This window comes from Pseudoalteromonas sp. 1_2015MBL_MicDiv, assembly GCF_002407505.1.
Classification (GTDB): domain Bacteria; phylum Pseudomonadota; class Gammaproteobacteria; order Enterobacterales; family Alteromonadaceae; genus Pseudoalteromonas; species Pseudoalteromonas fuliginea.
Genome location: NZ_CP012737.1, coordinates 771892 through 793956, shown reverse-complemented (window position 1 = coordinate 793956; position 22065 = coordinate 771892). Strand labels below are relative to the sequence as shown.

The window sequence follows — 22065 nt, the reverse complement described above, 5'->3', positions numbered from 1 at the left end:
AATAAAATCAAGCATTTCGAGATAGTGATTTTATTGTTATGATTGTGCAAATTTTTCAAATGGATCAGTACCCCTATGTGGTTTAGTAACCTTATATGTTATCGCTTTAAACAAGACGTTTCATACACGCAAGAAGATTTCGACAAAGCATTAGAGCAAGATTTATTTCGTCCATGTACAGGCCAGGAGCTTTCTACATTTGGTTGGACAAAAGCATTTGGAAAGCACGGTGAAACACTATCGCATTTTTCTCAAAAAAGTATTTTAGTCTGCGCTAAACGTGAAGAAAAGGTACTACCAGCATCAGTTATTAATGAACTTGTCGCTGAAAAAATTGACTTAATTGAAGCTGAAGAAAACCGTCCAGTTAAGAAAAAAGAAAAAGACGAATTAAAAGAAAACATTCTTCATGCTCTTCTACCTCAAGCATTTAAAAAATCGAGCTTACAATTTGCGTTTATTGACCAAGAAAATGGCTGGGTAGTTGTTAATAGTGGCAGCTTTAATAAAGCCGAAGAGCTACTTGCATTGCTTCGTAAGTCACTTGGTACGTTACCAGTAGTACCTGCATTTGCAAACTACGACTTGGATGTATTTTTAACTGATTGGTTAACTAACTTTAGTACACCAGAAGGCTTTGCTATAGGCTCAGACGCTGAGCTTGAAGAAGCAGATGACAGCGGAGCACAGGTAAAGCTTAAAGGTCATGACTTGTCGTGTGACGAAGTTAAATCACATCTTGAAAGTGGCAAACGCGTAACCAAACTTGCTCTAGATTGGCAAGAACGCGTTAAGTTCATGCTACAAAATGATGGCTCTATTAAGCGCTTAAGTTACTCCGAAACATTAAAAGAAGAAAATGCGGATATCCCAAAAGAAGATATGGCTGTAAAACTAGATGCTGACTTTATTTTGTCATCAGAAGAGATTAAGCAACTTCTTGAAGAACTTACTCTTGGCTTAGGTGATTCTGACGATTTAGCTAAACCTGAACTCTAACTTAGAACTCTTTAATATTCTAAGAGCAAAGGCAAACTTTCGTATTAATAGCTAATTGCCAGAAATAAATACGCCGTTCATTTAAAATGAACGGCGTATTTATTTTATCTTTTTATACCAATCTGCTTATATATGGGGTCTATTTAACGTTAAGTAAATTACGCTAGAACTAGGCAAAAATTTTTGTATCTAGTTGTTCTAAATGAAAAATTTTCACGACGTTATAGTGCAATTTAATTCGTTAAATTGATCAAAGATTTATGCAGGTTGGTATTACTTATGAATCTTACTTTTCTAGCAAAATATCATGTATTTTTGCAAGGTCAGATTTACCTGCAATAATTTCATCTGGTGTTAAACCCGATAGTTCATGCGGAAACACCAACCACTCTTCAGACTCATGAATATAGTAATCTGGCACTGTATCTACTTTTGAGTTTTTTGGTTTGTAATATGGGCATGCGATACGAATATCACGTGGCAAGTTTAAACGCATAAGCTCTGAAAGTTTTTCTTTTAATGCAACAATACTACGACCAGAATCAAATACATCATCAACAATTAATAATGAATCGCCTGCATTCGCGTTTTCAACTATGTAATGTAAACCATGTACTTTAATTTCTTTCGATTGTTTACCAATACCGTAATAAGACGAAGTACGTACTGCAATGTGGTCAGTCTCAATGCCTTTGTAATCGTAATATTCTTGAACAGCAATACCGATCGGTGCACCACCTCGCCAAATACCAATAATAAAATCAGGACGAAAGCCATCTTGGTATACTTGTGCCGCTACGCGGAACGAATCTTCAAGCAGTTGTTGAGCTGTGATGTAGCACTTATCTGACATAATTAGAAACCCCAGTGGTGGATATAACGCTTGAGCGCAGCTTAGAGTTAAGCATAAATTAAACTCAAACAGGTATTGGCGACGGATTTTACCGCAAATGAAATAAAATTGCTTGCTTCACGTACAAAAAAATAGGCACCAAGTGGTGCCTATTCATTCAAAGTATAAAAAGCATAAATTTAGTAAATACTATGCTTTTTCTAGTAAAGTTCGCGCAACTGTACGCATACCTTGAGTAGTTGCACCCGCTGCCCACTGGCTTGTGCTGCCCATGTTAAACGCAGCGGCTAAATCTATGTGTACCCAACCTTTGCCGTCGTTTGGCACAAAGCGTGATAAGAAGCCAGCCGCATTTGATGCACCGCCGTAACCGCCACCCTTTTGTGCACGGCTATTTGCCGTATCAGCATAAGGAGACGGGCAGTTTTGTTGATGCCATTTTTCAAGAGGCAGTGGCCAAGCAGCTTCCATTTCTTGAGATGCAAAACTTTCAACTTCGCGTGCAAGTTCTTTATCAAGTGCAAATAAAGCATTGTACTCTTGGCCAACAGCAACAAGCGCTGCTCCAGTTAGTGTTGCTGCATCAATGATAAGTGGAGCGCCAGTCTCTCCTGCGGCCATTAAGCCATCAGCAAGTACTAAGCGACCTTCAGCATCAGTGTTTACAATTTCAACTGTCGTGCCATTTTTATAAGTAAGAATGTCACCTAATTTGTATGCATGGCCCGAAATTAAGTTCTCAGCACAACATAAAAACAGTTTAATGCGCTTTTCAATACCACGGTTAATAGCCAATGCTAAACCTGCGGTTACAGTTGCAGCGCCGCCCATGTCGCACTTCATACCAAGCATACCTTCGCTTGATTTAATTGAGTAACCACCTGAGTCAAACGTAATACCTTTACCTACAAGCGCAGCACTTACTGGTGCATTTTCATCGCCTGTTGGGTTGTAATCAAGCTCAAGCAATACTGGTGGGCGTTCACTGCCACGACCAACAGCATGGATACCAATCCATTGTTGCTCTAGTAAGGCATCACCTTTAATAATTTGGTAACTTACATGCTCAGGCGCTAATGATTGAATAAACTCAGCCGCTTTTTCTGCAAGGCTTTCAGGATAAATGTCATCGGCAGTGCCGTTAACCATTTCACGAGCCCAAATTGCTGACGTTTTTAAGTGAGCAAGTTCTTTAATATCTGATTGTGCGTTATCAACAAACTCAACACCGTTTAACGATTTTGGTGTTACAAAACCTTGATAAAAAGCCCACTGACTTTCTGTACACCAGGTATCGCCTGCTAGTTCAACGTTTTTAACGCCTTGGCTTGCAATAGTACAGCCTGCTTTTTGAACATTTTTTAATGTGTCTTGCTCAGATAAATGAACAGTTGCACCGCGCTCGTTAAAAGACAATGACGCATTATCGCCCCAATGACTCGCTGCTGCTTGTTCGCTTAGTTGAACAACAAATTTTTCACTCATGTTAGAATACCCTTGCACTTAAATGTGCCACCGAGTTTACTATAGAGCGCTTAAGTTCCCAACAGCTTGAGATAAATAACATAAACCACACTGCTGTGCAGTATTTACGCTTTGGAATTTATCATGAAGTACACGCCAACTCTGCAACCTGCCACCTTATTAAAACGCTACAAACGTTTTTTAGCCGACCTACAATTAAGTGATGGCAGCGAATTTACCGCCCATTGTGCTAATACAGGTAAAATGACCGGATGCGCAGAGCCGGGTTTTACTGCTTTTTATTCAACGAGCGATAACGCAAAACGAAAATACCCACATTCATTAGAGCTGACGCAAAATAATTTATCGCAGCTTATTTGTGTAAATACAGCGGTGGCCAATAAAGTAGTAGAAGAAGCAATAAACAATAATGTGATAAGCGAGCTACTCGACTACAGTCAATTGCAAAGCGAAGTAAAGTACGGCAGTGAAAATAGCCGCATAGACTTTTTACTCACAGACGAAAATAAACCTGATTGCTACGTAGAAGTTAAATCAGTCACATTACTAAGCCAAGATGCACCACAAAGTGGGCAAGGCTACTTCCCAGATGCGCAAACACTGCGCGGACAAAAACATATTCGCGAACTAATAGAAATGATCGAACAAGGTCACCGAGCAGTATTACTGTTTGCTGTTTTGCATGAAGGAATAAATACAGTAAGTGCAGCTGCGCATATTGATGAAAAGTACGCCATGCTATTAAGCCAAGCAATTGTGGCGGGGGTTGAAGTATTAGCATACAAAGCAAAGATTTCAGCAAATGAGGTTTTGCTTCATAAAAAAATAGCATTTGTAAAATAATGTATAAATACAAACAATTAAACTAGTCTTACTGTTGAAATGACAAAGACTCGAAAATAGTCCTTGTTAAATTGTACAAATCAGCTTGTTTTTAAAACTTTTGCCCACATAACTAGGCAAGTTTTAAAGAGCGAATACATGAATTAATAAAAGTTTAAATAGACTATTAATACACTTTTTGATCAGTGAACATGGTTGAAGCTAATTCGATTAATTAAAAATAAATTTGCCTAGGGTATAAGATTCTGTTATTTATACCGCCGGCTAATGCTGAGGCATTAAATTAAGGATTTAGGAGAGAGTTATGCCAGACCAAAAGAAACATGGTTTATTGGCTCAAGCCGGTTTAGAACCATACCAAGAAAAACCAGGTGAAGAGTACATGAATGATGCACAACGTGCGCATTTTAGAGCGATTTTAGAAGCTTGGCGTAATGATTTACGCAATGAAGTCGACCGTACTAAATCGCACATGCAAGACGAAGCTGCTAACTTTCCTGACCCAGTTGACCGCGCTGCACAAGAAGAAGAGTTCTCTTTAGAACTTCGTACTCGTGACCGCGAACGTAAATTAATCAAAAAAATTGAAAAAACAATTAACCTGATTAAAGAAGATGATTTTGGCTTTTGTGAGTCTTGTGGCATCGAAATTGGCATACGCCGCTTAGAAGCGCGTCCTACTGCCGATTTATGCGTAGACTGTAAAACACTTGCAGAAATCAAAGAAAAACAATCTGGACGCGGCTAATTAACTTCTATTAATTAGTTATGTCTCCTACAGCCGTTACTGCGCCTGTGCGTAAATATCGCGGTCGTTTTGCACCGTCTCCTTCTGGGCCATTACATTTTGGCTCACTTGTGGCGGCTGTGGGTAGTTACCTTGATGCAAAAGCAAACAAAGGTAAATGGTTAGTCCGTATCGAAGATATAGACACTACGCGCGTTGTAAAAAATGCCGACTTCGATATTCTAAATACCTTACACGCTTACGCCCTTTACTGGGACGAACCGGTTGTTTATCAAACACAGCGCTTGCCTTTATATCAAGATATTACCCACTCACTTTTAAAACAAAAGCTTATTTATGGTTGCACCTGTACTCGCAAACAAATAAAAACCATTGGTGGTATTTATCAGGGGCATTGCAAAGTACTTGATCACAGCACTGAGTCCGGTGCACTTCGCTTAGTTCAACAACATCCAACGACTCAATTTAGTGACTTAATCCAAGGTGATATAACGGTAAATAGTCCCCTTGCCCATGAAGATTACTTAATTAAACGTAGCGATGGTTTATTTGCTTATCAGCTTGTAGTGGTTGTTGATGATATTGATCAAGGGATTAATAGAATTGTAAGAGGCGCAGATTTAATTGAACCTACTGCTCGGCAAATTAGTTTGTTTAAACAACTCAACAGCCCTGTACCTGAATTTGCTCATTTACCTTTAGCGGTTGCCAAACCTGGCTTTAAACTGTCTAAACAAAATTATGCACCCGCAATTAGTAAAAACAATCCAAAACCTGCATTAATCAGTGCATTTGAGTTTTTAGGACTACCTGTAATTGCTGATCTAATCGATTTAAATATTGAACAATTAGTCGCTTGGGGAGTTAAAAACTTTAGCTTAAAACAGGTGCCACACGTTCCCGAAATACAGATTTCTCAGCATCCGACGAGTCAAGCCATCCAATTTACTCAACTAAGTAAATAAAAATCGCTAAAAACGGCTTAATTTCAACACATCAACTTAATTTTTAAACCCTGCTGGTATATGATAGCCGCCTAAATATATGCTATTTACGTTAAACAGCTTGTACTGGGTTATAACTTCCCTATTTGCTGTAATTTTTGATTGCGATGACAAGTCAATCAACACCTTCTAGGAGACAGACTATTATTTCCAAGCTTTTTCAATTTTGCCGACAAATAATCGGCCCGAATACCAGTGCAAAAAGCGCTTCGGTAAGCAGTGAACCTATTGTTGTCACTCGTGGTGAGCATGGTATTTCGCGCAAACAATTTAGCCCAAATGCAATCAAAGTACTTTACCGTTTAAAAGATGGTGGTTACGACGCCTACCTAGTTGGTGGTTGCATTCGCGATATATTGTTGGGCCAACAACCAAAAGATTTTGATGTAGTAACCAATGCAACGCCAGATCAAGTAAAGAAACTTTTTAGAAACTGTCGCTTAATTGGTCGTCGCTTTCGCTTAGCACATATCGTATTTGGTCGTGAAATTATAGAAGTCGCAACGATGCGCGGACATCACGAAGCGCCAGAAGATAAAAACCAAATAAGCCAATCGAGCGATCAAGGTCAATTACTACGTGATAACGTATTTGGCAGTATTGAAGAAGATGCAGAGCGCCGCGACTTTTCAATCAATGCACTTTATTACTCAATCAATGATTTTAGTATTCATGATTACGCAAACGGCTTAGCTGCAATTAAAGCTAAACAAATTGAGCTCATTGGTGACCCAGAAACTCGCTACCGTGAAGACCCTGTTCGTATGTTACGTGCAGTGCGTTTTGCCACTAAACTTGATATGAGCATCGCACCGAAAAGCGAAAAACCAATTACAGAACTAGCAAGTTTGCTTGATAACATTCCGCCAGCTCGCTTGTTTGAAGAAGTACTTAAACTGTTTTTAAACGGTAAAGCTGAAGCTAACTTTTTAATGCTGCGTAAATACGGTTTATTTAAATCGCTATTTCCAGACCTTGATAGCATTTTAAATAAAAAGCCTGGTGGGCTAGAGCACACACTTGTTCAGCAAATGTTTCAAAATACCGATGAACGTATAAATGCCGATAAAAAAGTAACACCTGCATTTATTTTTGCAGCGCTACTTTGGTTTCCATTATTAGCACGAACTAAAGAAATTCAAGAACAAGAGCAACTCGTTGAATACGATGCATTTGCTCAAGCAATGAATAAAGTATTGAGCGATAGCGCTCAGCACATTGCAGTTCCAAAACGCTTTACACTAGGTGCTCGCGACATTTGGCATATTCAGCACCGTTTAGATAAACGAGCAGGGCAACGCGCTTACAGACTAACGCAGCAACCTCGCTTTAAAGCCGCTTATGACTTTTTGTTATTACGTGTTGATGCAGGTGAAACACAGCACACCGAATTAGCACAATGGTGGACACAGTATCTAGGCCAAGACATTAACGGCCAAAAAGAGATGGTTAAGAACCTAGGTCATCCTGGTGGTCCTAAACCACGAAAGCGCACACGCCGTCGTGCACCTAAAAAGCCTGCTGAGTAATACCATGCATTGTGTTTATTTGGGTTTAGGTGCAAATCTAAACTCACCAAAAGAGCAGCTTGATAACGCCGTTATTGCGCTTAAAAAGTTGCCTCACTGTGAATTTATGAGCGTATCGCATTATTACGCCAGCAAACCTATGGGCCCACAAGATCAACCCGACTACATAAATGCCGTTGCATGTATTAAAACAAGCCTTGAGCCAGAGCAATTACTTGATTTAACACAAAGTATAGAGCTTGAGCACGGTCGAGTTAGAAAAGCAGAGCGTTGGGGGCCACGCACTCTTGATATAGACACCCTATTATTTGATGATCAAATCATAAATACACAGCGCTTAACAGTGCCTCATTATGGTTTGAATAATCGCGAGTTTGTAGTGTATCCACTATTAGAGCTTGCACCTGAACTTATTTTACCTAGCGGCGTTGCATTAAAAACCATTGCAAAAAATTTACCGCTCAACGACTTACAACAATTACCTCTGTAATTAACCTAGGCTCAGCCTGCGAGGAATATTATGTCTAAAATAACTGTTTCTACTTTAAATAAAATGAAAGCAGAGAATAACAAAATTACTGCGTTAACGGCATACGACGCCAGTTTTGCAAAGTTATTTCATGATAACGGCGTTGAAGTTATTTTAGTGGGCGACTCTTTGGGCATGGTACTTCAAGGTGGCGATGACACGCTTGGCGTAACCAATCAAGATATCGCATACCATACACGTTGTGTACGCGCTGGTAGTCGTGAATTATTTGTAATTGCCGACCTGCCTTTCATGACCTATTCAAGCGTAAGTGATACCTGTAAAAATGCAGCTGAGCTTATGCGCGCTGGCGCAAACATGATTAAGCTTGAAGGCGGAGAATGGCTTTACGAGAGTATTAAAACACTTACTCAACAAGGTATTCCAGTTTGCGGGCATTTAGGCCTTACACCGCAGTCAGTGCATGTATTTGGTGGTTTTAAAATACAAGGTCGCGAAGAAGACAAAGCACAAAAAATGATTGATGACGCAAAAGCACTAGAAGCTGCTGGCGCACAATTATTAGTACTTGAATGTATTCCTAGTGCATTGGCAAAACGCATTACAGACGCTCTAAATATCCCAACTATTGGTATTGGTGCTGGTAGCCTAACTGACGGCCAAATACTGGTAATGCACGATCTAGTCGGTATTTCAGCTGGGTATATTCCTAAATTTTCTAAAAACTTTTTGCTCGAAACAGGCAATATGCCTGCAGCCGTTCAAAAATATTGTACAGACGTTAAAAGCGGTGCATTTCCTTGCGCTGAACACGAGTTTAAATAATGCAGTCAATCACTGAAATAAAATCATTACGCAGCCAAATTAAAGCATGGCGACAAGCAGGTCTTAGCGTGGCATTAGTACCAACCATGGGAAACTTACACCGAGGGCATTTTTCGCTAGTCGAAAAAGCAAAAACACTGGCCGACAAAGTGGTTGTGAGCATTTTCGTAAACCCTATGCAGTTTGGTGCTAACGAAGATTTAGATAACTACCCTCGTACACTTAACGAAGACAAACAAGGTCTTGCTGAGCTTGAAACCGATATTGTATTTACTCCAAGCGTAGAAACAATCTATCCTAACGGACTTGGTGCACAAAGCTTTGTCGATGTGCCTGACATTTCATTAGGCTATTGCGGTGGTTCACGCCCAGGGCATTTTAGAGGCGTTGCAACAATCGTTACTAAGTTATTTAATCTAGTACAACCTGATTATGCCTGCTTTGGTGAAAAAGATTTTCAACAGCTGCAAGTCATTAAAACCATGGCACGCGACTTATCAATTCCGGTTGAAGTGATTGGTGTCCCTACAATGCGAGAAGTTTCTGGCCTTGCTATGAGTTCACGTAATGGTTATTTATCTGAAGAGCAAAAAACGACTGCAACCGTATTATTTAAAACGCTTAATACATGCGCAGAACAGCTAAAAAGTGGCGAGAAAGACTTCGTAAAACTTGAAAGCTTAGCTAAACAGAGCTTAGAGCAAGCTGGTCTAAAGCCAGACTATTTTGAGATAGCTCAACGAGATACATTAAAAACTGCTACACTCAAAGACACCAAGTTTGTTATTTTAGCTGCTGCCTATTTTGGTAATGTTAGATTAATCGACAATATTCAGGTCGAAATTTAATATTATTGCGACTCCATTTTTAAGGATTAAACATGCACAATTTAATAAAAACAAGCGTAGTTGCCCTTACTTTTGCATTTTTAGCTGGTTGTCAAAACCAAATACAAAGCCCTGAACTTAACCAGTGTGCTCAACAAAACTATCAATGTGAAACTACCTGTGAACAGCAGTCAAGTGGCGAAGGCTTAAAGCAACAAGTATGCTCTGGCAAATGTGTTGAAAGCTACAATCAGTGTAAAGTACAAGCCGAAAAATTAGGTGGTATATAAGCGTTTAAAATACTTGGAGCTGTTTATCTTTCAGGCCCTTAATTTTAGGCACAAAAAAACCGCTCAATGAGCGGTTTTTTTATTGCTTATAGTTTATTAATTTAAACCTAGCTTTTTAAGCTCTACTTCTACGAGCTTTGCCGAAAGTGGTACATAACCATCTTTTTCTACAATTTGTTGACCATCTTGCGAAAGCACCATTTTTAAAAATTGTGCTTCGATAGGCGCTAATGGTTTATTTGGGTGTTTATTCACGTAAACGTATAAGAAACGAGATAGCGGGTATTTACCTTGAGCAACGTTATCAAGAGTCGCATCAACAAAATTACTGCCTTTTTTAGCCAATGGAACAGTACGTACACCCGACGTTTTGTAACCAATGCCTGAGTAACCAATTGCATTCAATGATGATGAAATTGACTGTACTACCGATGCAGAGCCTGGTTGTTCATTTACGTTGTTACGAAAGTCACCTTTACACAATGCTTTCTTTTTAAAGTAACCGTAAGTACCTGATACCGAGTTACGTCCGTAAAGTTGAATATCTCTTGCTGCCCAGCTACCAGTTAGGCCAACTTCACTCCAGCGGTTAACTTGCTCTGGTGCACCACATTTACGAGTCGATGAAAAAATAGCATCTACTTGGTCAATGCGAAGACCTTCAATTGGGTTATCTTTATGAACATAAACCGCTAGCGCATCAATAGCAACGCGCACTTCTGTTGGTTTATAACCGTAACGTTTTTCGAACGCTTCGATTTCTTTTGATTTCATTTTTCGGCTCATTGGGCCTAAGTTAGCTGTACCTTCAGTCAATGCAGGTGGTGCAGTAGAAGAACCTGCGGCCTGAATTTGGATATTTACATTTGGGTAAATACGTTTGTACTCTTCAGCCCAAAACGTCATCATGTTGGCTAAAGTATCAGAACCTACCGATGAAAAGTTGCCTGAAACACCACTAATTTTTTGATATTCAGGAATGTTTTTATCTAGTGCAACTGCTTGCGCAGATACGAAAGTTGTAACAGCCACACCCATTGCGGCAACTAAATTTTTAAATTTCATGTCGGGTTCCCCGGTTTGTTCGTCTCATTTACTAACTGTTGCCCACTCTAAAGTGAGTAGATGACAGTTAGATTGCTATTAAGTGACACTTTTATGACTTTGCTTTTTATACCAATTCGCTTAATTCGTTGTTCTACTTTGAGATAAGAAAGTTGTGTTGATAACAAGGCAAAGAATTCATTATTTAGTTGTTATATATAAGAAATTTTTAACGCAGCTAGCACCAGGTTTAATCCCTCAAATTGATTAAGTATTATTGCGAATTAGTATTAGGGCATGTTGTTCTTTATGGATTGAAATTTGTTCAATCTAGGGGCGATTAAATCGCGGCGCGAGGTTTGTAACCTAGTGAGCTAAGTAAAAACCGAGCAACTAAGCGTTAATCCTCCCTAGAAAGAACCCTTTGGGCAGCGCATGTTTGGTATTTATGCTGCGTTATCGCCTATTTATGGGGAATAACCACACTACATAGGCTCTGGCTTGCCTAAAAACCAAACATACTACTGCAAACTCAACCACTAAATATCAGCACGCCCTAGTATAATTACTTAGCCAACGGAACTATCTTATCGATCGAAAAATCAAAAGAAAAACATGAACCTTTGCCTATTTCACTGCGAATATTTAATTTGCTATCGTGGCGCGTTAGTACATGTTTTGTGATCGCAAGGCCTAAACCCGATCCCCCTGTTGTTCTGCTTCGTGCTTTATCTACCCGATAGAAGCGCTCCGTCAAACGATTAATATGCTCTGGCGCAATACCATCACCGTTATCGGTAACACTAAAACAAGCACGATCACCTTTATGCTGCCAGCATACCTGTACTTTGCCGCCAGCTTTGGTGTAATGAATAGCGTTAAAAACGAGATTAGAAAACGCGCTACGTAGTTCATCCTCAGAGCCTTTAATATCTAAAGTCGCATCAATATCAAAAACAAGTTCATGACCTTTATCCTGATTAATTGATTGTGCTTCGGTTTGAATGTAACCAAGCAACTTCGGAACATTAATTGCTTTATCGTTATCTTGACGCCTAGCACCTTCTATTCGCGAAAGTGATAATAACTGGCTAACCAAGCTATCCATGCGCTTACATTGCTCAAGCATCGTTTTTTGTGCCTTGCCCCACATTGCTGGCGGCGGCATCATATCGCCATCCATCATTTCAAGATAGCCAGATACCACTGTAAGCGGCGTACGTAGTTCATGTGATACATTGGCTACAAAGTCTTTTCGCATTTGTTCAAGCTGCTTTAAACGTGTTACATCACGCACAACGACCATTAGCTGTGTACTTGCATATGGCATAACCCTAAATTCAAGTACTTGCTCAACCGCATGCCCATTATCAAGCTCAAGGGCATCATCAAATTCACCTTTGTGCATGTATTTAGCAAACTTAGGTTCGCGAATTAAGTTATCAAGGCGCTGACCGTGATCAGTTGGCCACTGCAGGCCAAGCACCTTAAGTGCTAGTTGATTACACCACACAATACTTAAATCATTTTGCAGTACCACAACAGCATCAGGTACAGCTTCTGCCCCATCGCGAAAGCGACGAATTAAATCAGCAAGCTCATTACGCTTTTTACGATTGCGGTGCTGTAGATGATAAATGCCTTCGAATACTTGTTCCCACGCACCTTCGCCCTCGGGTGGATTAAAGCTGCGTTGATTAAGTAGCCAATCGCTCAAGCGATAAAGCTGATGATAGTGCCAAATAAGGAGGGAAAAAGATCCTAAAAATAAAAGCAAAAATGGCGCGCCAACCAGCACACCAATTAATAGTAAAGGTAAAAAATAGATAAACAGACGTTTTACTAACGCCTGCTTATTAACAACTCGATACATACACTCACTTTACCTTAGAGTAGTAATACACACGCACGTTATACCAACTGGCTTATAAATGGGGTCTATTTAACGATAAGGAAATTGCGCTATAACTAAGCAAGAATTTTATTTCTAGTTGTGTTCTAAATAAAATTTTTAACAACGTTATAGAGTTATTTAACTCGTTAAATTGTTCAAATATTTATGCAATTTGGTATTACAGCTTACTTGAAAAACGATACCCAGCACCACGTACAGTTTGCACTAAACGGTCATGTCCAAGTGGGCCAATTGCTTTACGCAGGCGACGAATATGCACATCAACCGTGCGATCTTCGACGTAAACGTTAGTTCCCCATACATGATCAAGCAGTTGTTCACGGCTATAAACACGCTCTGGGTGGGTCATAAAAAAGTGTAGCAATCTAAATTCGGTTGGCCCCATATCAAGCTCGTTACCTTCAGAGGTAACACGGTGAGAAATTGGATCTAAGCGCAGGCCATGTACTTCAATAGCTTCCTCTAATGAGGTTGGCGATACACGGCGAATAACTGCTTTAATACGCGCCATAAGCTCTTTAGGGGAAAACGGCTTAGTGACGTAATCGTCAGCCCCTACTTCAAGACCGCGTACTTTGTCTTCTTCTTCGCCACGGGCTGTAAGCATAATAATTGGGATTTGGCGGGTATGTTCATTTTGCTTAAACTTTTTCGCAATTTGAATACCACTGCCACCTGGCAACATCCAATCAAGTAAAACCATGTCTGGATAAGGTTCAACCATAGCTGCAATTGCAGAGTCATAATCTTCTGCTTCAATTGCTTGAAATCCATTTTGCTCTAAAACAAAAACCAGCATCTCCCTGATAGGAGCTTCGTCATCTACGACTAGTACTTTACGTGACATTCCAATTTATCTCTTACGCTATCGAATTAGTTTTCATTATTATGACTAAGTATGACATTTTTATGAAAGTGTAACGTGTAAATTAAAATGGTGGTAAAAAAAATACAAATTAGTGACAAATAACCTCATTAACGTCATATTTTTAAAACCTTTTTAATATTTAACGCAATAAAAAGAGGTTTACGATAAATTTATGTAATAGCTAACTTTTTGAAATTATCTTTTTTGTATCGCTATTTAAACCACTAAACAATATTAAACTAGCTGGGATCATTGTTTTACTAACCAAGACATTTTTACAGATCGATCGTTTAAAAGTAGCTTTAAAGCCATTTTAAAATCAGCAAACCCGCCTGTGCAACCATCAATACGTTTAAAAATAGATCTAAATCTTACTAAGCCTTAAATAAAGGATCAGATTTTTACCAAGCCGATCTACCCTCAGATCAGAGTTGTACTTAGTCAAAGCTATAAGTTGTTGATTGTTTATACAAATAAATAACGATCAGATTATTTCAAAGCCTAAAATAGCGTCAAAGTGTACTTTTCTTAGTAAAATAATGATCCAAAAATAGCTGTGTTAGTAAATGCGTGATCCCAAAGTACGGTGTTGGTAATACAGTGATCTGATCAATAAACCGTAATCTGCAATATAAAAAGGGCTAATACCAACCTGCATAAATCTTTGATCAATTTAACGAATTAAATTGCACTATAACGTCGTTAAAAATTTTTTATTTAGAACAACTAGATACAAAAATTTTTGCCTAGTTCTAGCGTAATTTTCTTAACGTTAAATAGACCCCATATATAAGCAGATTGGTATAACATTAAAAAAGCCAGTAACAAAGTTACTGGCCTAGGGCGTGTTGATCTTTGTGGATTGAAATTTGTTCAATCTAGGGGCGATTAAATCGCGGCGCGAGGTTTGTAACCTAGTGGGCTAAGTAAAAACCGAGCAACAAAGAGTTAATCGTCCCTAGAAAGAACCCAAAGGGCTGAGGGATCCCCACTTTATCCAGCGGCCTCTTTTTGATAATTAGAAATAAAGTTTTTTAAACTTTTTTCTATATAGCTTTGTGTAATACGTCTCTTACATAGCTTTATGACTTGCTTGGCTAAGGTTAAAAATGAAAGAACTCGGCGATTCTTAACACTATTTGCTTGAAATTTTATATGCCACTTTCTTTTTTCTGCTTCACACCCTATAAACCATAACGCAGTGCTCGCTATTGTGGCTATCAAGCATAATATTCCTATTCTATTTATGCCGGTGCTTTTACTAAAACGCCACGAAAAACCATATCTCAAACTTTTGTCATCGCGGAAATTTTGCTCTATTTACATTCTTTTACTATATAAACCAACTACTCGCTTACTCGTCATTGTATTGTCTGATGTCGCGAGTAACCATGGCTCTTTCGCTAAGTTTTGATACATTTTTGTATCTTTCGTAAATCTGCTTTTTCCTTTTCTTCCTTTATTTTTTCCATGATATACGTGTAAAAATGCATCGCATGCTGTCGGGCTGGACTGAGTTAGTCGTGCTTGACCTAACGCCTTTGGTATATCGCTGGCACCAGCCCTAAGTTGTTTTAATGTATGCCATTGTGATTGCATGGCTAGTTTACACTTCATTGAGCCTCTTAATCGACCTATCATATGCCAACCAAGTTCGCGTACTTTACTATACCAAGGCGTAAGAAAGCCGCCGTCTGTTACAATATAGACACTAGGATGTCGTCCAAGCACTTCATAAAGTTCATCTAAAAACAGGCTGTTGGTTGCTGGGCTATCAAAATTCTTCTGCTCAACAATCATGTTATAAATCACGATAGAGCGCCCATCCACAAGTAAGCTTGCTCGCAGTAAGTGATAGTCGTGACCACAGGCACCGCTCCAGTCAACGGCAATTGCAAGCATTGGTAAAGAGTCGATAATAGGATGAGCTAATGCTTTATAGATAGCGACCCTTTCATTGTAGAGGTGAGTATTTTTTAAGAAGCGATCAACGCGTTTTATTTTATGTTTTACATCCACAGCGCCAGACAAATTTCTGCCGATTTCAGTTAAGGTAAGTTTATTGCCCGAAATTAATGCATTACTGCAGCTTAGTAATGTTTTTACTCTGGCATTATTGAATGGCGCTAATGCATGTTTAAAGTACTTATGGCAAACTGATGTGTCAGGCATAGCAGTTGTGACTTATGTGGGTTGTGGTGATTTACATAAGATCATAAATTGCTGTGCCTGTCACGTTTTGGGGATTCGTCAGCCCAAAGGGCAGCGCATGTTTGGTATTTATGCTGCGTTATCGCCTATTCATGGGGAATACTACATAGGCTCCGCCTTGCCTAAAAACCAAACATACTGCTGCAAAATCAATCACGAAAGGTCAACAAGCCCTAGTAATAAAACCAATCTATTATCTAATTTTAGGGTCTAGCTCACCGCTTAAATATTTAAGGTGCATTTCATCAAGTGAAATTGGCTTAATTTTACTCGCCTGACCAGAGGTGCCAAACGAGTTATAGCGTGCAACACAAATCTCTGTCATTGCTTTAGTTGCTTCAGCTAAGTATTTACGAGGATCAAAGTTAGATGGGTTTAACGCCATATGACGGCGAATTGCACCGGTAGAAGCTAAACGTAAATCAGTATCAATATTTACCTTACGAACACCAAACTTAATACCTTCGACAATTTGCTCAACAGGCACACCATAAGTTTCTGGAATTTCGCCACCATACTGATTAATAATTTCTAACCACTCTTGTGGAACCGAAGATGAACCATGCATCACTAAGTGCGTGTTAGGAATACGTGCATGAATCGCTTTAATGCGGTCAATCGCTAAAATGTCATCTGTTGGTGGGCGCGTAAATTTATAGGCACCGTGCGAAGTACCACATGCAATTGCAAGTGCGTCAACGTGTGTTTTATTTACAAAGTCAGCCGCTTCTTCAGGATCTGTTAGCATTTGCTCAGTGGTTAATATGCCTTCTGCGCCAACGCCATCTTCTTCGCCAGCTTCACCTGTTTCAAGTGAACCAAGTACACCTAGCTCGCCTTCAACCGATACGCCACAGGCATGCGCCATAGCAACAGTTTCGCGCGTTACTTCTACATTGTATTCGTAGCTTGAAGGGGTTTTACCGTCGCTCATTAGCGAGCCATCCATCATTACTGATGAAAAACCAAGCTGAATTGAACGCTGACATACACCTGGCGATGTGCCGTGATCTTGGTGCATAACAACGGGGATATGTGGCCATTCTTCAACGGCTGCTAAAATCATATGACGAATAAATGGAGCACCAGCATAAGCACGTGCGCCCGCTGATCCTTGCACGATTACTGGGCTGTTTGTTTTGTCAGCCGCTTCCATTATTGCGCGCATTTGCTCTTGGTTATTAACGTTAAAAGCAGGTACGCCGTAACCATGCTCTGCTGCATGATCTAAAAGTTGTCGCATACTGATTAAAGCCATTGGGTATTCTCCAATTTATCGACAGTAGTTCCCTACCATCTAGTTTGAACGGATTTGTTAGTTTGGCGTTATAACAACGCCACGAAAAACCACTGCTTTGCAGTAAAATTCCGTCTAAATTAACTATTAAATTAGGGTGAGAGGTATTTAATAATTAATTGTCGGTGAGGGCTATTACCCCCTCACCTTACGCGACTAAAATTACTTAGCGCGCGACTCTAGCATTTCAACTGCTGGCAGTTTTTTGCCCTCTAAAAACTCTAAGAACGCACCACCACCAGTAGAAATATAAGAAACTTTATCGGCAATGCCGTATTTATCAATGGCGGCTAAGGTATCACCGCCACCCGCAATTGAAAACGCATTTGAGTTAGCAATTGCTTGTGCAATAGCACGAGTGCCATTACCAAACTGGTCAAACTCAAACACGCCTACTGGACCATTCCATACAACAGTGCCTGCATTTGCAATAATTTTTGCAAGCTTGCTCGCTGTATCAGGGCCAATATCAAAAATCATATCGTCGCTTGTTACTTCGCTTACATCTTTAAGCGTAGCTACAGCAGATTCAGAAAACTCATTACCAACAACTACGTCAGTCGGTACCGGAATTTCACCATTATTAGCAATCGCTGCTGCACATAAACGGTTCGCTTCATCCATTAAATCAGGTTCGTAAAGCGATTTACCAACTGGGCTACCTGATGCCGCAATGAAGGTATTTGCAATACCACCACCGGTAACTAACTGATCAACAATTTTAGAAAGTGAATCTAAAACGGTTAATTTAGTTGAAACTTTAGAACCACCAACAATCGCCACTAATGGACGAGCTGGGTTATCAAGTGCCTTGCCTAATGCTTCAAGTTCAGCCGATAACAGCGGACCTGCACATGCAACATCGGCAAATAAGCCAACGCCATGGGTAGATGCTTGTGCACGGTGAGCCGTACCAAATGCATCCATTACATATACATCACACAGTGCTGCTAGTTGCTTAGATAGCGCTTCGTCGTTTTTCTTCTCGCCTTTGTTAAAGCGCACGTTTTCAAAAACAACCACTTCGTTATCAGCAATATCAACACCATTTAGGTAATCTTTTTCTAAACGCACAGTTTGCTCAAGGGCATCGTTTAAGTAATCAGCTACAGGTGCAAGCGAAAACGCTTCATCGTATTCCCCTTCCGTAGGACGGCCAAGGTGTGACATAACCATTACTTTAGCGCCTTTCTCAAGGGCTAGTTTAATAGTAGGTAGTGCTGCACGAATACGCGCATCTGACGTCACTTTACCTGCTTTAACTGGTACATTTAAATCTTCACGAATTAATACGCGTTTGCCGTTTAAATCTAAATCTACCATTTTTATGACCGACATGAACATCTCCTTAGTTAACAATACTGAACCTGAAAAATACGTTTAAAATTATTATATTAATAAATTACTTATTCACTGCCATCATAGCACGCGCTGTGTCGAGCATACGATTAGCAAAACCCCATTCATTATCACACCATACTAATAACTTTATCAGTCGTTTGTGACTAACACGTGTTTGTGTGCCATCAATAATACAAGAATGTGGGTCGTGATTAAAATCAATCGATACAAGCGGCTCTTCGGTATAACTTAAAATACCTTCTAAGCGATCTTTTGCTTGTGCTTTAAGTGCATTATTTACTGCGTTCAAATCTACATCGGTATTAACCGTTACACTTAAATCCATTGCCGTTACATTTATAGTCGGAACTCGTACGGCAATGGCCTCAAAACGACCTTTAAACTTAGGTAAAATACGGTCTATACCACGGGCAAGCTTTGTATCAACTGGAATAATTGATTGGCTTGCAGCGCGAGTACGGCGTAAATCATGATGATAACCATCAATCACTTGTTGATCGTTCATCGACGCATGAATCGTTGTAATAGCGCCCGACTCAATACCAAATGCATCATCTAATACTTTAATAACCGGCACAACACAGTTAGTTGTACACGAGCCGTTAGACACAATTGTATGTTCGCTTTTAAGCTCATCGTCGTTAATACCATACACAATAGTGGCATCAACATCGTTGTCGGCCGGATGTGAAAACAACACCTTTTTAGCACCTGCTGTAATATGTAACTGCGCATGTTCGCGCGAGTGATAAACACCTGTACATTCAAGTACAACGTCTACATCGAGCGTTTGCCAAGGTAATTCAATTGGGTTTTCTTCACAAAAAAGTGCAATGGTATCGCCTGCAACACTAATGGTGTCTTCACCAAGTTTTACAGGAAAAGAAAAACGACCGTGGGATGTGTCGTATTTTAATAAATGAGCAATAGCTTCAGGATCAGCAAGTTCGTTAATCGCAACAATTTTTATATCGTCGCTCAAACCAGACTCATATAACGCGCGGACAATATTTCGACCAATACGACCAAAACCATTAATTGCAAGTTTGATTGCCATGAAATATAAAATCCACTCTTTTAGCGTGCAGATAAAGGCAATATGCCTTTTAGATGGCTGTATTGTAATCGACCTTGCATCTGATTATAAGAGGGAAGCATTAGAAACTTTAAATTAAGGTTAAAGAGCTTAAACATTGCAAGCTCTTCAAGGGTTCTGACTTTTTAAATTAAGTTTTTTAAAGCGTTAATTATATCTTCTGGCTCAGAACGAGTACGATAATCAACATCAACATAACGCCAAGTCACTTTACCTTGTTTATCTAAAACAAAGGTGGCAGGGATCGGTAAAACACTACTATTGCCATTGTTAACCGACTCTAAATCTAGGCCTCGGTCTACTCGCATATGCTCTAGTAAAAATGTGGGTACTTGCCATGCTACGCCGTAGCTTGCTGCTACATCTGCACTTTGATCGCTCAGCACTAAAAAATCCATGTTGCTTATATCGCTTTCGCTCATTGAGCCATCGGGTACTTGCGGGCTAATAGCCACCAATTGTGCGCCTAATGCGTGAATTTCAGGTAAACGTGCTTGAAGCGCTTTGAGCTGTAAATTGCAGTACGGACACCAACTTCCACGATAAAAAGTAACAACCACAGGCCCTTTAGCAAGTAACTCGGTTAACTGCACCGATTGACCATACTGATTTGGTAACTCAAAACTTGGTGCGCTTTGGTTTAAATCAAGTGCATTAGCACCTTGTTGAAACACTTTTGCTTGTGCAATCGTTTCATCAACACCTTTCATAAAATCAGGATTACCTTTACGCCCAGCTGCTATTTTTGCCTCAGTTTGTGCTTTTAACGTGTTATTTTCATCGCTCATAATATAGCTACTTTTAAATTAATCAAAAACTTAAAGCCAGCTTACATTATGAAAATGTATTTGAAATGAAAATATTAATCAATCAGTTATTTCTAAATCAAATACCACGTTTATTGATGATTTAAATGTAATAGTTTCTTGCAGGTATCTACCTTGCTCAAATGGATTTCTAGTAACTTTAGAACCGCTCACAACTATTCGCTCAAAATCATCTACGCCATAACCATAACTTGAACGGTTAGAATTTGAATTAATACTGTAAATTTTTCCAAGCTCTGCGCCAAATGCTTTGGCAAGCTTCCCCCCTTTAACTATAGCGTTATCTATTGCGCCTTGTATTGCTTCAGCTTCTAACTGCGCGGCTTTTGAAGACATAAGCTCAATATTCGTCAGTTCATTAATTTTTACACTTAGTGCAAAATCGATAAAATCATTCAACTTTTCAATATTTCTTAATGTTACTTTAAGTGTTCTTGTTGCCACAAATCCTGCATTAATCATTGTGCCACTCTCAACATTAAACTTGTCGTCATCATTGTAAGTTAACAGGCTTGTAGCAGAAACATCCGTCTCCTTAACACCGTACTTGCTTAATCCTTTGAGTAACAAATTTACTCGATCATCAACATCACGTTTAGCATCAAGTGATTTGTCTTTAAAGCTTATGACTTCAAAAGAAATCTTAGCCATATCGGGCTTTGCTAATACCTCAGCAGTACCCTGCACTGCAATATGGCGATTAGCAGGTAAGCTTGAATTAGCAAAAGTGATAAGTGGGAATAATGTTAAGAAAATGGCAGTAATGAGTTTCATATTCGTTCCTTGAAGTAATTAGTTAGATAATGATTACGCAACTGTACCTATACTCATACGGATAACAATAAAAGTAAACTGTCCTTTATTGTAGGCGGGAGTTTATCTCGCGCGGCATAAAGCCCCACCTACAGCCAACCTACGCCAACTCGCCTACTTTTAACTCTTTGCCACGGCTTATTTGATGGCACTGGGCTAGCAGTAACTCGGCAGTCGCTTGTGCATCGGTCAATGCATGATGACAATGATAACTTGGTAACTTATAACGTATACGACAGGCATTAAGGGTTAAATCATCTTGTTTTATTTCAGATGAATGGTTGAGTAAGCGCTTTTTCTCGATGTGAAGGGTGTCGAGTATCAGTTTAGGCCGCGTTGTTATATTGGCATTTTTTAAGGCTATTTTTAAAAAGCCCCAATCGAGCATGGCATTATGAAACACTAAAATACAATTACTAAAGTGGCTGCTTAGTTGCGTTAATATACAGCACAAGCTCTGTCCCTTTGTTATAGCATCGTCGCTGATCCCATGAAAAACAGGGCTTTGTTCGAGACTTATAACGTCTTTATTGATAATATGCTGCGACTCACTCATTTTTATACATTGATTATCTATTACCACCCACGCTACCGATACAATTTCGTGCTGTTTTGCATCAAGGCCAGTGAGCTCTAAATCAATCACTAAATAACGCTGTTGCAAGGCATTTTTGCCTAGTAATTTACGGCGCTTTAAGTACCGAGTGAGCAGCTTTTTTACCATGTTAGTAATCCATCA

General features: G+C 39.5%; 22 protein-coding genes. 9 read left to right on the top strand and 13 right to left on the bottom strand.

Translation table 11 applies throughout. The features are described 5' to 3' along the window. Nucleotides 1-75: 75 nt before the first annotated feature. The gene (rdgC, locus tag AOR04_RS03480) at nt 76-999 is read left to right on the top strand and encodes a recombination-associated protein RdgC (RefSeq protein WP_007377477.1); all 924 of its coding nucleotides are present in this window, start codon (nt 76-78) and stop codon (nt 997-999) included. Between the two features lie 286 nt (nt 1000-1285). Here the strand turns inward: rdgC and AOR04_RS03475 are convergent, their stop codons facing one another. Together AOR04_RS03475 and pepB are read right to left on the bottom strand one after the other, a co-directional pair. Then, the gene (locus AOR04_RS03475) at nt 1286-1852 is read right to left on the bottom strand and encodes a phosphoribosyltransferase (RefSeq protein ID WP_007377478.1); all 567 of its coding nucleotides are present in this window, start codon (nt 1850-1852) and stop codon (nt 1286-1288) included. 189 nt (nt 1853-2041) lie between these two features. Further along, nucleotides 2042-3337, bottom strand: a complete 1296-nt coding sequence (gene pepB, locus AOR04_RS03470; protein WP_096792555.1) for an aminopeptidase PepB — start codon at nt 3335-3337, stop codon at nt 2042-2044. A gap of 123 nt (nt 3338-3460) precedes the next feature. Here pepB and sfsA point away from each other — a divergent pair, with 123 nt between their 5' ends. The 8 genes from sfsA to AOR04_RS03430 all read left to right on the top strand — a co-directional run bounded on the left by sfsA (nt 3461) and on the right by AOR04_RS03430 (nt 9893). Continuing rightward, entirely contained in the window at nt 3461-4180 is a 720-nt protein-coding gene (sfsA, locus tag AOR04_RS03465) for a DNA/RNA nuclease SfsA (RefSeq protein ID WP_007377480.1), read from the top strand. 304 nt (nt 4181-4484) lie between these two features. After that, on the top strand, nt 4485-4928 hold the full coding sequence (gene dksA, locus AOR04_RS03460) for an RNA polymerase-binding protein DksA (protein WP_007377481.1): 444 nt from the start codon (nt 4485-4487) through the stop codon (nt 4926-4928). A 20-nt stretch (nt 4929-4948) separates the two neighbouring features. Beyond that, entirely contained in the window at nt 4949-5893 is a 945-nt protein-coding gene (gluQRS, locus tag AOR04_RS03455; protein WP_096792554.1) for a tRNA glutamyl-Q(34) synthetase GluQRS, read from the top strand. A 146-nt stretch (nt 5894-6039) separates the two neighbouring features. Further along, nucleotides 6040-7461 carry a polynucleotide adenylyltransferase PcnB gene (pcnB, locus tag AOR04_RS03450; protein ID WP_007377484.1) on the top strand — a complete coding sequence of 474 codons (1422 nt, stop codon included), beginning with the start codon at nt 6040-6042 and terminating at the stop codon, nt 7459-7461. Between the two features lie 4 nt (nt 7462-7465). Next, nucleotides 7466-7951: a 2-amino-4-hydroxy-6-hydroxymethyldihydropteridine diphosphokinase gene (folK, locus tag AOR04_RS03445; RefSeq protein WP_033040306.1), complete on the top strand. Its 486-nt coding sequence runs from the start codon at nt 7466-7468 to the stop codon at nt 7949-7951. A 30-nt stretch (nt 7952-7981) separates the two neighbouring features. Next, nucleotides 7982-8776 (top strand): 3-methyl-2-oxobutanoate hydroxymethyltransferase, encoded by a 795-nt coding sequence (panB, locus tag AOR04_RS03440; RefSeq protein WP_096792553.1) that lies wholly within the window; start codon nt 7982-7984, stop codon nt 8774-8776. Beyond that, the gene (gene panC, locus AOR04_RS03435) at nt 8776-9624 is read left to right on the top strand and encodes a pantoate--beta-alanine ligase (protein WP_096792552.1); all 849 of its coding nucleotides are present in this window, start codon (nt 8776-8778) and stop codon (nt 9622-9624) included. Before panB ends, panC begins: the two co-directional genes overlap by 1 nt. Nucleotides 9625-9656: 32 nt before the next feature. After that, nucleotides 9657-9893, top strand: a complete 237-nt coding sequence (locus AOR04_RS03430; protein ID WP_007377488.1) for a hypothetical protein — start codon at nt 9657-9659, stop codon at nt 9891-9893. A gap of 96 nt (nt 9894-9989) precedes the next feature. Here AOR04_RS03430 and AOR04_RS03425 read toward each other — a convergent pair whose 3' ends face one another. The 11 genes from AOR04_RS03425 to AOR04_RS03375 all read right to left on the bottom strand — a co-directional run bounded on the left by AOR04_RS03425 (nt 9990) and on the right by AOR04_RS03375 (nt 22050). Then, nucleotides 9990-10958: a PstS family phosphate ABC transporter substrate-binding protein gene (locus tag AOR04_RS03425; protein WP_007377489.1), complete on the bottom strand. Its 969-nt coding sequence runs from the start codon at nt 10956-10958 to the stop codon at nt 9990-9992. A 544-nt stretch (nt 10959-11502) separates the two neighbouring features. Continuing rightward, nucleotides 11503-12810: a phosphate regulon sensor histidine kinase PhoR gene (phoR, locus tag AOR04_RS03420; RefSeq protein ID WP_033041152.1), complete on the bottom strand. Its 1308-nt coding sequence runs from the start codon at nt 12808-12810 to the stop codon at nt 11503-11505. A 199-nt stretch (nt 12811-13009) separates the two neighbouring features. Next, nucleotides 13010-13699 (bottom strand): phosphate regulon transcriptional regulator PhoB, encoded by a 690-nt coding sequence (phoB, locus tag AOR04_RS03415; protein WP_006791869.1) that lies wholly within the window; start codon nt 13697-13699, stop codon nt 13010-13012. Between the two features lie 1014 nt (nt 13700-14713). Beyond that, nucleotides 14714-14944 (bottom strand): hypothetical protein, encoded by a 231-nt coding sequence (locus AOR04_RS03410; RefSeq protein ID WP_096792551.1) that lies wholly within the window; start codon nt 14942-14944, stop codon nt 14714-14716. A gap of 96 nt (nt 14945-15040) precedes the next feature. After that, nucleotides 15041-15892, bottom strand: coding sequence for an IS4 family transposase (locus tag AOR04_RS03405; RefSeq protein WP_096792550.1), 852 nt, complete (start codon nt 15890-15892; stop codon nt 15041-15043). A 232-nt stretch (nt 15893-16124) separates the two neighbouring features. Then, entirely contained in the window at nt 16125-17189 is a 1065-nt protein-coding gene (gene fba, locus AOR04_RS03400) for a class II fructose-bisphosphate aldolase (protein ID WP_007377491.1), read from the bottom strand. A 201-nt stretch (nt 17190-17390) separates the two neighbouring features. Next, nucleotides 17391-18566, bottom strand: a complete 1176-nt coding sequence (locus AOR04_RS03395; RefSeq protein ID WP_007377492.1) for a phosphoglycerate kinase — start codon at nt 18564-18566, stop codon at nt 17391-17393. A gap of 64 nt (nt 18567-18630) precedes the next feature. Further along, a complete protein-coding gene (epd, locus tag AOR04_RS03390) occupies nt 18631-19647 on the bottom strand; it encodes an erythrose-4-phosphate dehydrogenase (RefSeq protein ID WP_096792549.1) in 1017 nt (338 codons plus the stop codon). 164 nt (nt 19648-19811) lie between these two features. Continuing rightward, nucleotides 19812-20474, bottom strand: coding sequence for a peroxiredoxin-like family protein (locus AOR04_RS03385; RefSeq protein ID WP_096792548.1), 663 nt, complete (start codon nt 20472-20474; stop codon nt 19812-19814). A gap of 78 nt (nt 20475-20552) precedes the next feature. Continuing rightward, nucleotides 20553-21287 (bottom strand): SIMPL domain-containing protein, encoded by a 735-nt coding sequence (locus AOR04_RS03380; protein WP_096792547.1) that lies wholly within the window; start codon nt 21285-21287, stop codon nt 20553-20555. Between the two features lie 139 nt (nt 21288-21426). Further along, nucleotides 21427-22050: a 3'-5' exonuclease gene (locus AOR04_RS03375; protein ID WP_096792546.1), complete on the bottom strand. Its 624-nt coding sequence runs from the start codon at nt 22048-22050 to the stop codon at nt 21427-21429. Between the last annotated feature and the right edge of the window lie 15 nt (nt 22051-22065).

Excerpts from the sequence above, each read along its gene's own strand:
- AOR04_RS03395 (WP_007377492.1), bottom strand. The coding sequence starts at position 18,566 with ATGTCGGTCATAAAAATGGTAGATTTAGATTTAAACGGCAAACGCGTA.
- AOR04_RS03425 (WP_007377489.1), bottom strand. The coding sequence starts at position 10,958 with ATGAAATTTAAAAATTTAGTTGCCGCAATGGGTGTGGCTGTTACAACT.
- AOR04_RS03380 (WP_096792547.1), bottom strand. The coding sequence starts at position 21,287 with ATGAAACTCATTACTGCCATTTTCTTAACATTATTCCCACTTATCACT.
- phoR (WP_033041152.1), bottom strand. The coding sequence starts at position 12,810 with ATGTATCGAGTTGTTAATAAGCAGGCGTTAGTAAAACGTCTGTTTATC.
- panB (WP_096792553.1), top strand. The coding sequence starts at position 7,982 with ATGTCTAAAATAACTGTTTCTACTTTAAATAAAATGAAAGCAGAGAAT.
- fba (WP_007377491.1), bottom strand. The coding sequence starts at position 17,189 with ATGGCTTTAATCAGTATGCGACAACTTTTAGATCATGCAGCAGAGCAT.
- panC (WP_096792552.1), top strand. The coding sequence starts at position 8,776 with ATGCAGTCAATCACTGAAATAAAATCATTACGCAGCCAAATTAAAGCA.
- gluQRS (WP_096792554.1), top strand. The coding sequence starts at position 4,949 with ATGTCTCCTACAGCCGTTACTGCGCCTGTGCGTAAATATCGCGGTCGT.
- AOR04_RS03385 (WP_096792548.1), bottom strand. The coding sequence starts at position 20,474 with ATGAGCGATGAAAATAACACGTTAAAAGCACAAACTGAGGCAAAAATA.
- pepB (WP_096792555.1), bottom strand. The coding sequence starts at position 3,337 with ATGAGTGAAAAATTTGTTGTTCAACTAAGCGAACAAGCAGCAGCGAGT.
- AOR04_RS03475 (WP_007377478.1), bottom strand. The coding sequence starts at position 1,852 with ATGTCAGATAAGTGCTACATCACAGCTCAACAACTGCTTGAAGATTCG.
- dksA (WP_007377481.1), top strand. The coding sequence starts at position 4,485 with ATGCCAGACCAAAAGAAACATGGTTTATTGGCTCAAGCCGGTTTAGAA.
- AOR04_RS03375 (WP_096792546.1), bottom strand. The coding sequence starts at position 22,050 with ATGGTAAAAAAGCTGCTCACTCGGTACTTAAAGCGCCGTAAATTACTA.
- folK (WP_033040306.1), top strand. The coding sequence starts at position 7,466 with ATGCATTGTGTTTATTTGGGTTTAGGTGCAAATCTAAACTCACCAAAA.
- epd (WP_096792549.1), bottom strand. The coding sequence starts at position 19,647 with ATGGCAATCAAACTTGCAATTAATGGTTTTGGTCGTATTGGTCGAAAT.
- AOR04_RS03430 (WP_007377488.1), top strand. The coding sequence starts at position 9,657 with ATGCACAATTTAATAAAAACAAGCGTAGTTGCCCTTACTTTTGCATTT.
- phoB (WP_006791869.1), bottom strand. The coding sequence starts at position 13,699 with ATGTCACGTAAAGTACTAGTCGTAGATGACGAAGCTCCTATCAGGGAG.
- rdgC (WP_007377477.1), top strand. The coding sequence starts at position 76 with ATGTGGTTTAGTAACCTTATATGTTATCGCTTTAAACAAGACGTTTCA.
- AOR04_RS03405 (WP_096792550.1), bottom strand. The coding sequence starts at position 15,892 with ATGCCTGACACATCAGTTTGCCATAAGTACTTTAAACATGCATTAGCG.
- sfsA (WP_007377480.1), top strand. The coding sequence starts at position 3,461 with ATGAAGTACACGCCAACTCTGCAACCTGCCACCTTATTAAAACGCTAC.
- pcnB (WP_007377484.1), top strand. The coding sequence starts at position 6,040 with ATGACAAGTCAATCAACACCTTCTAGGAGACAGACTATTATTTCCAAG.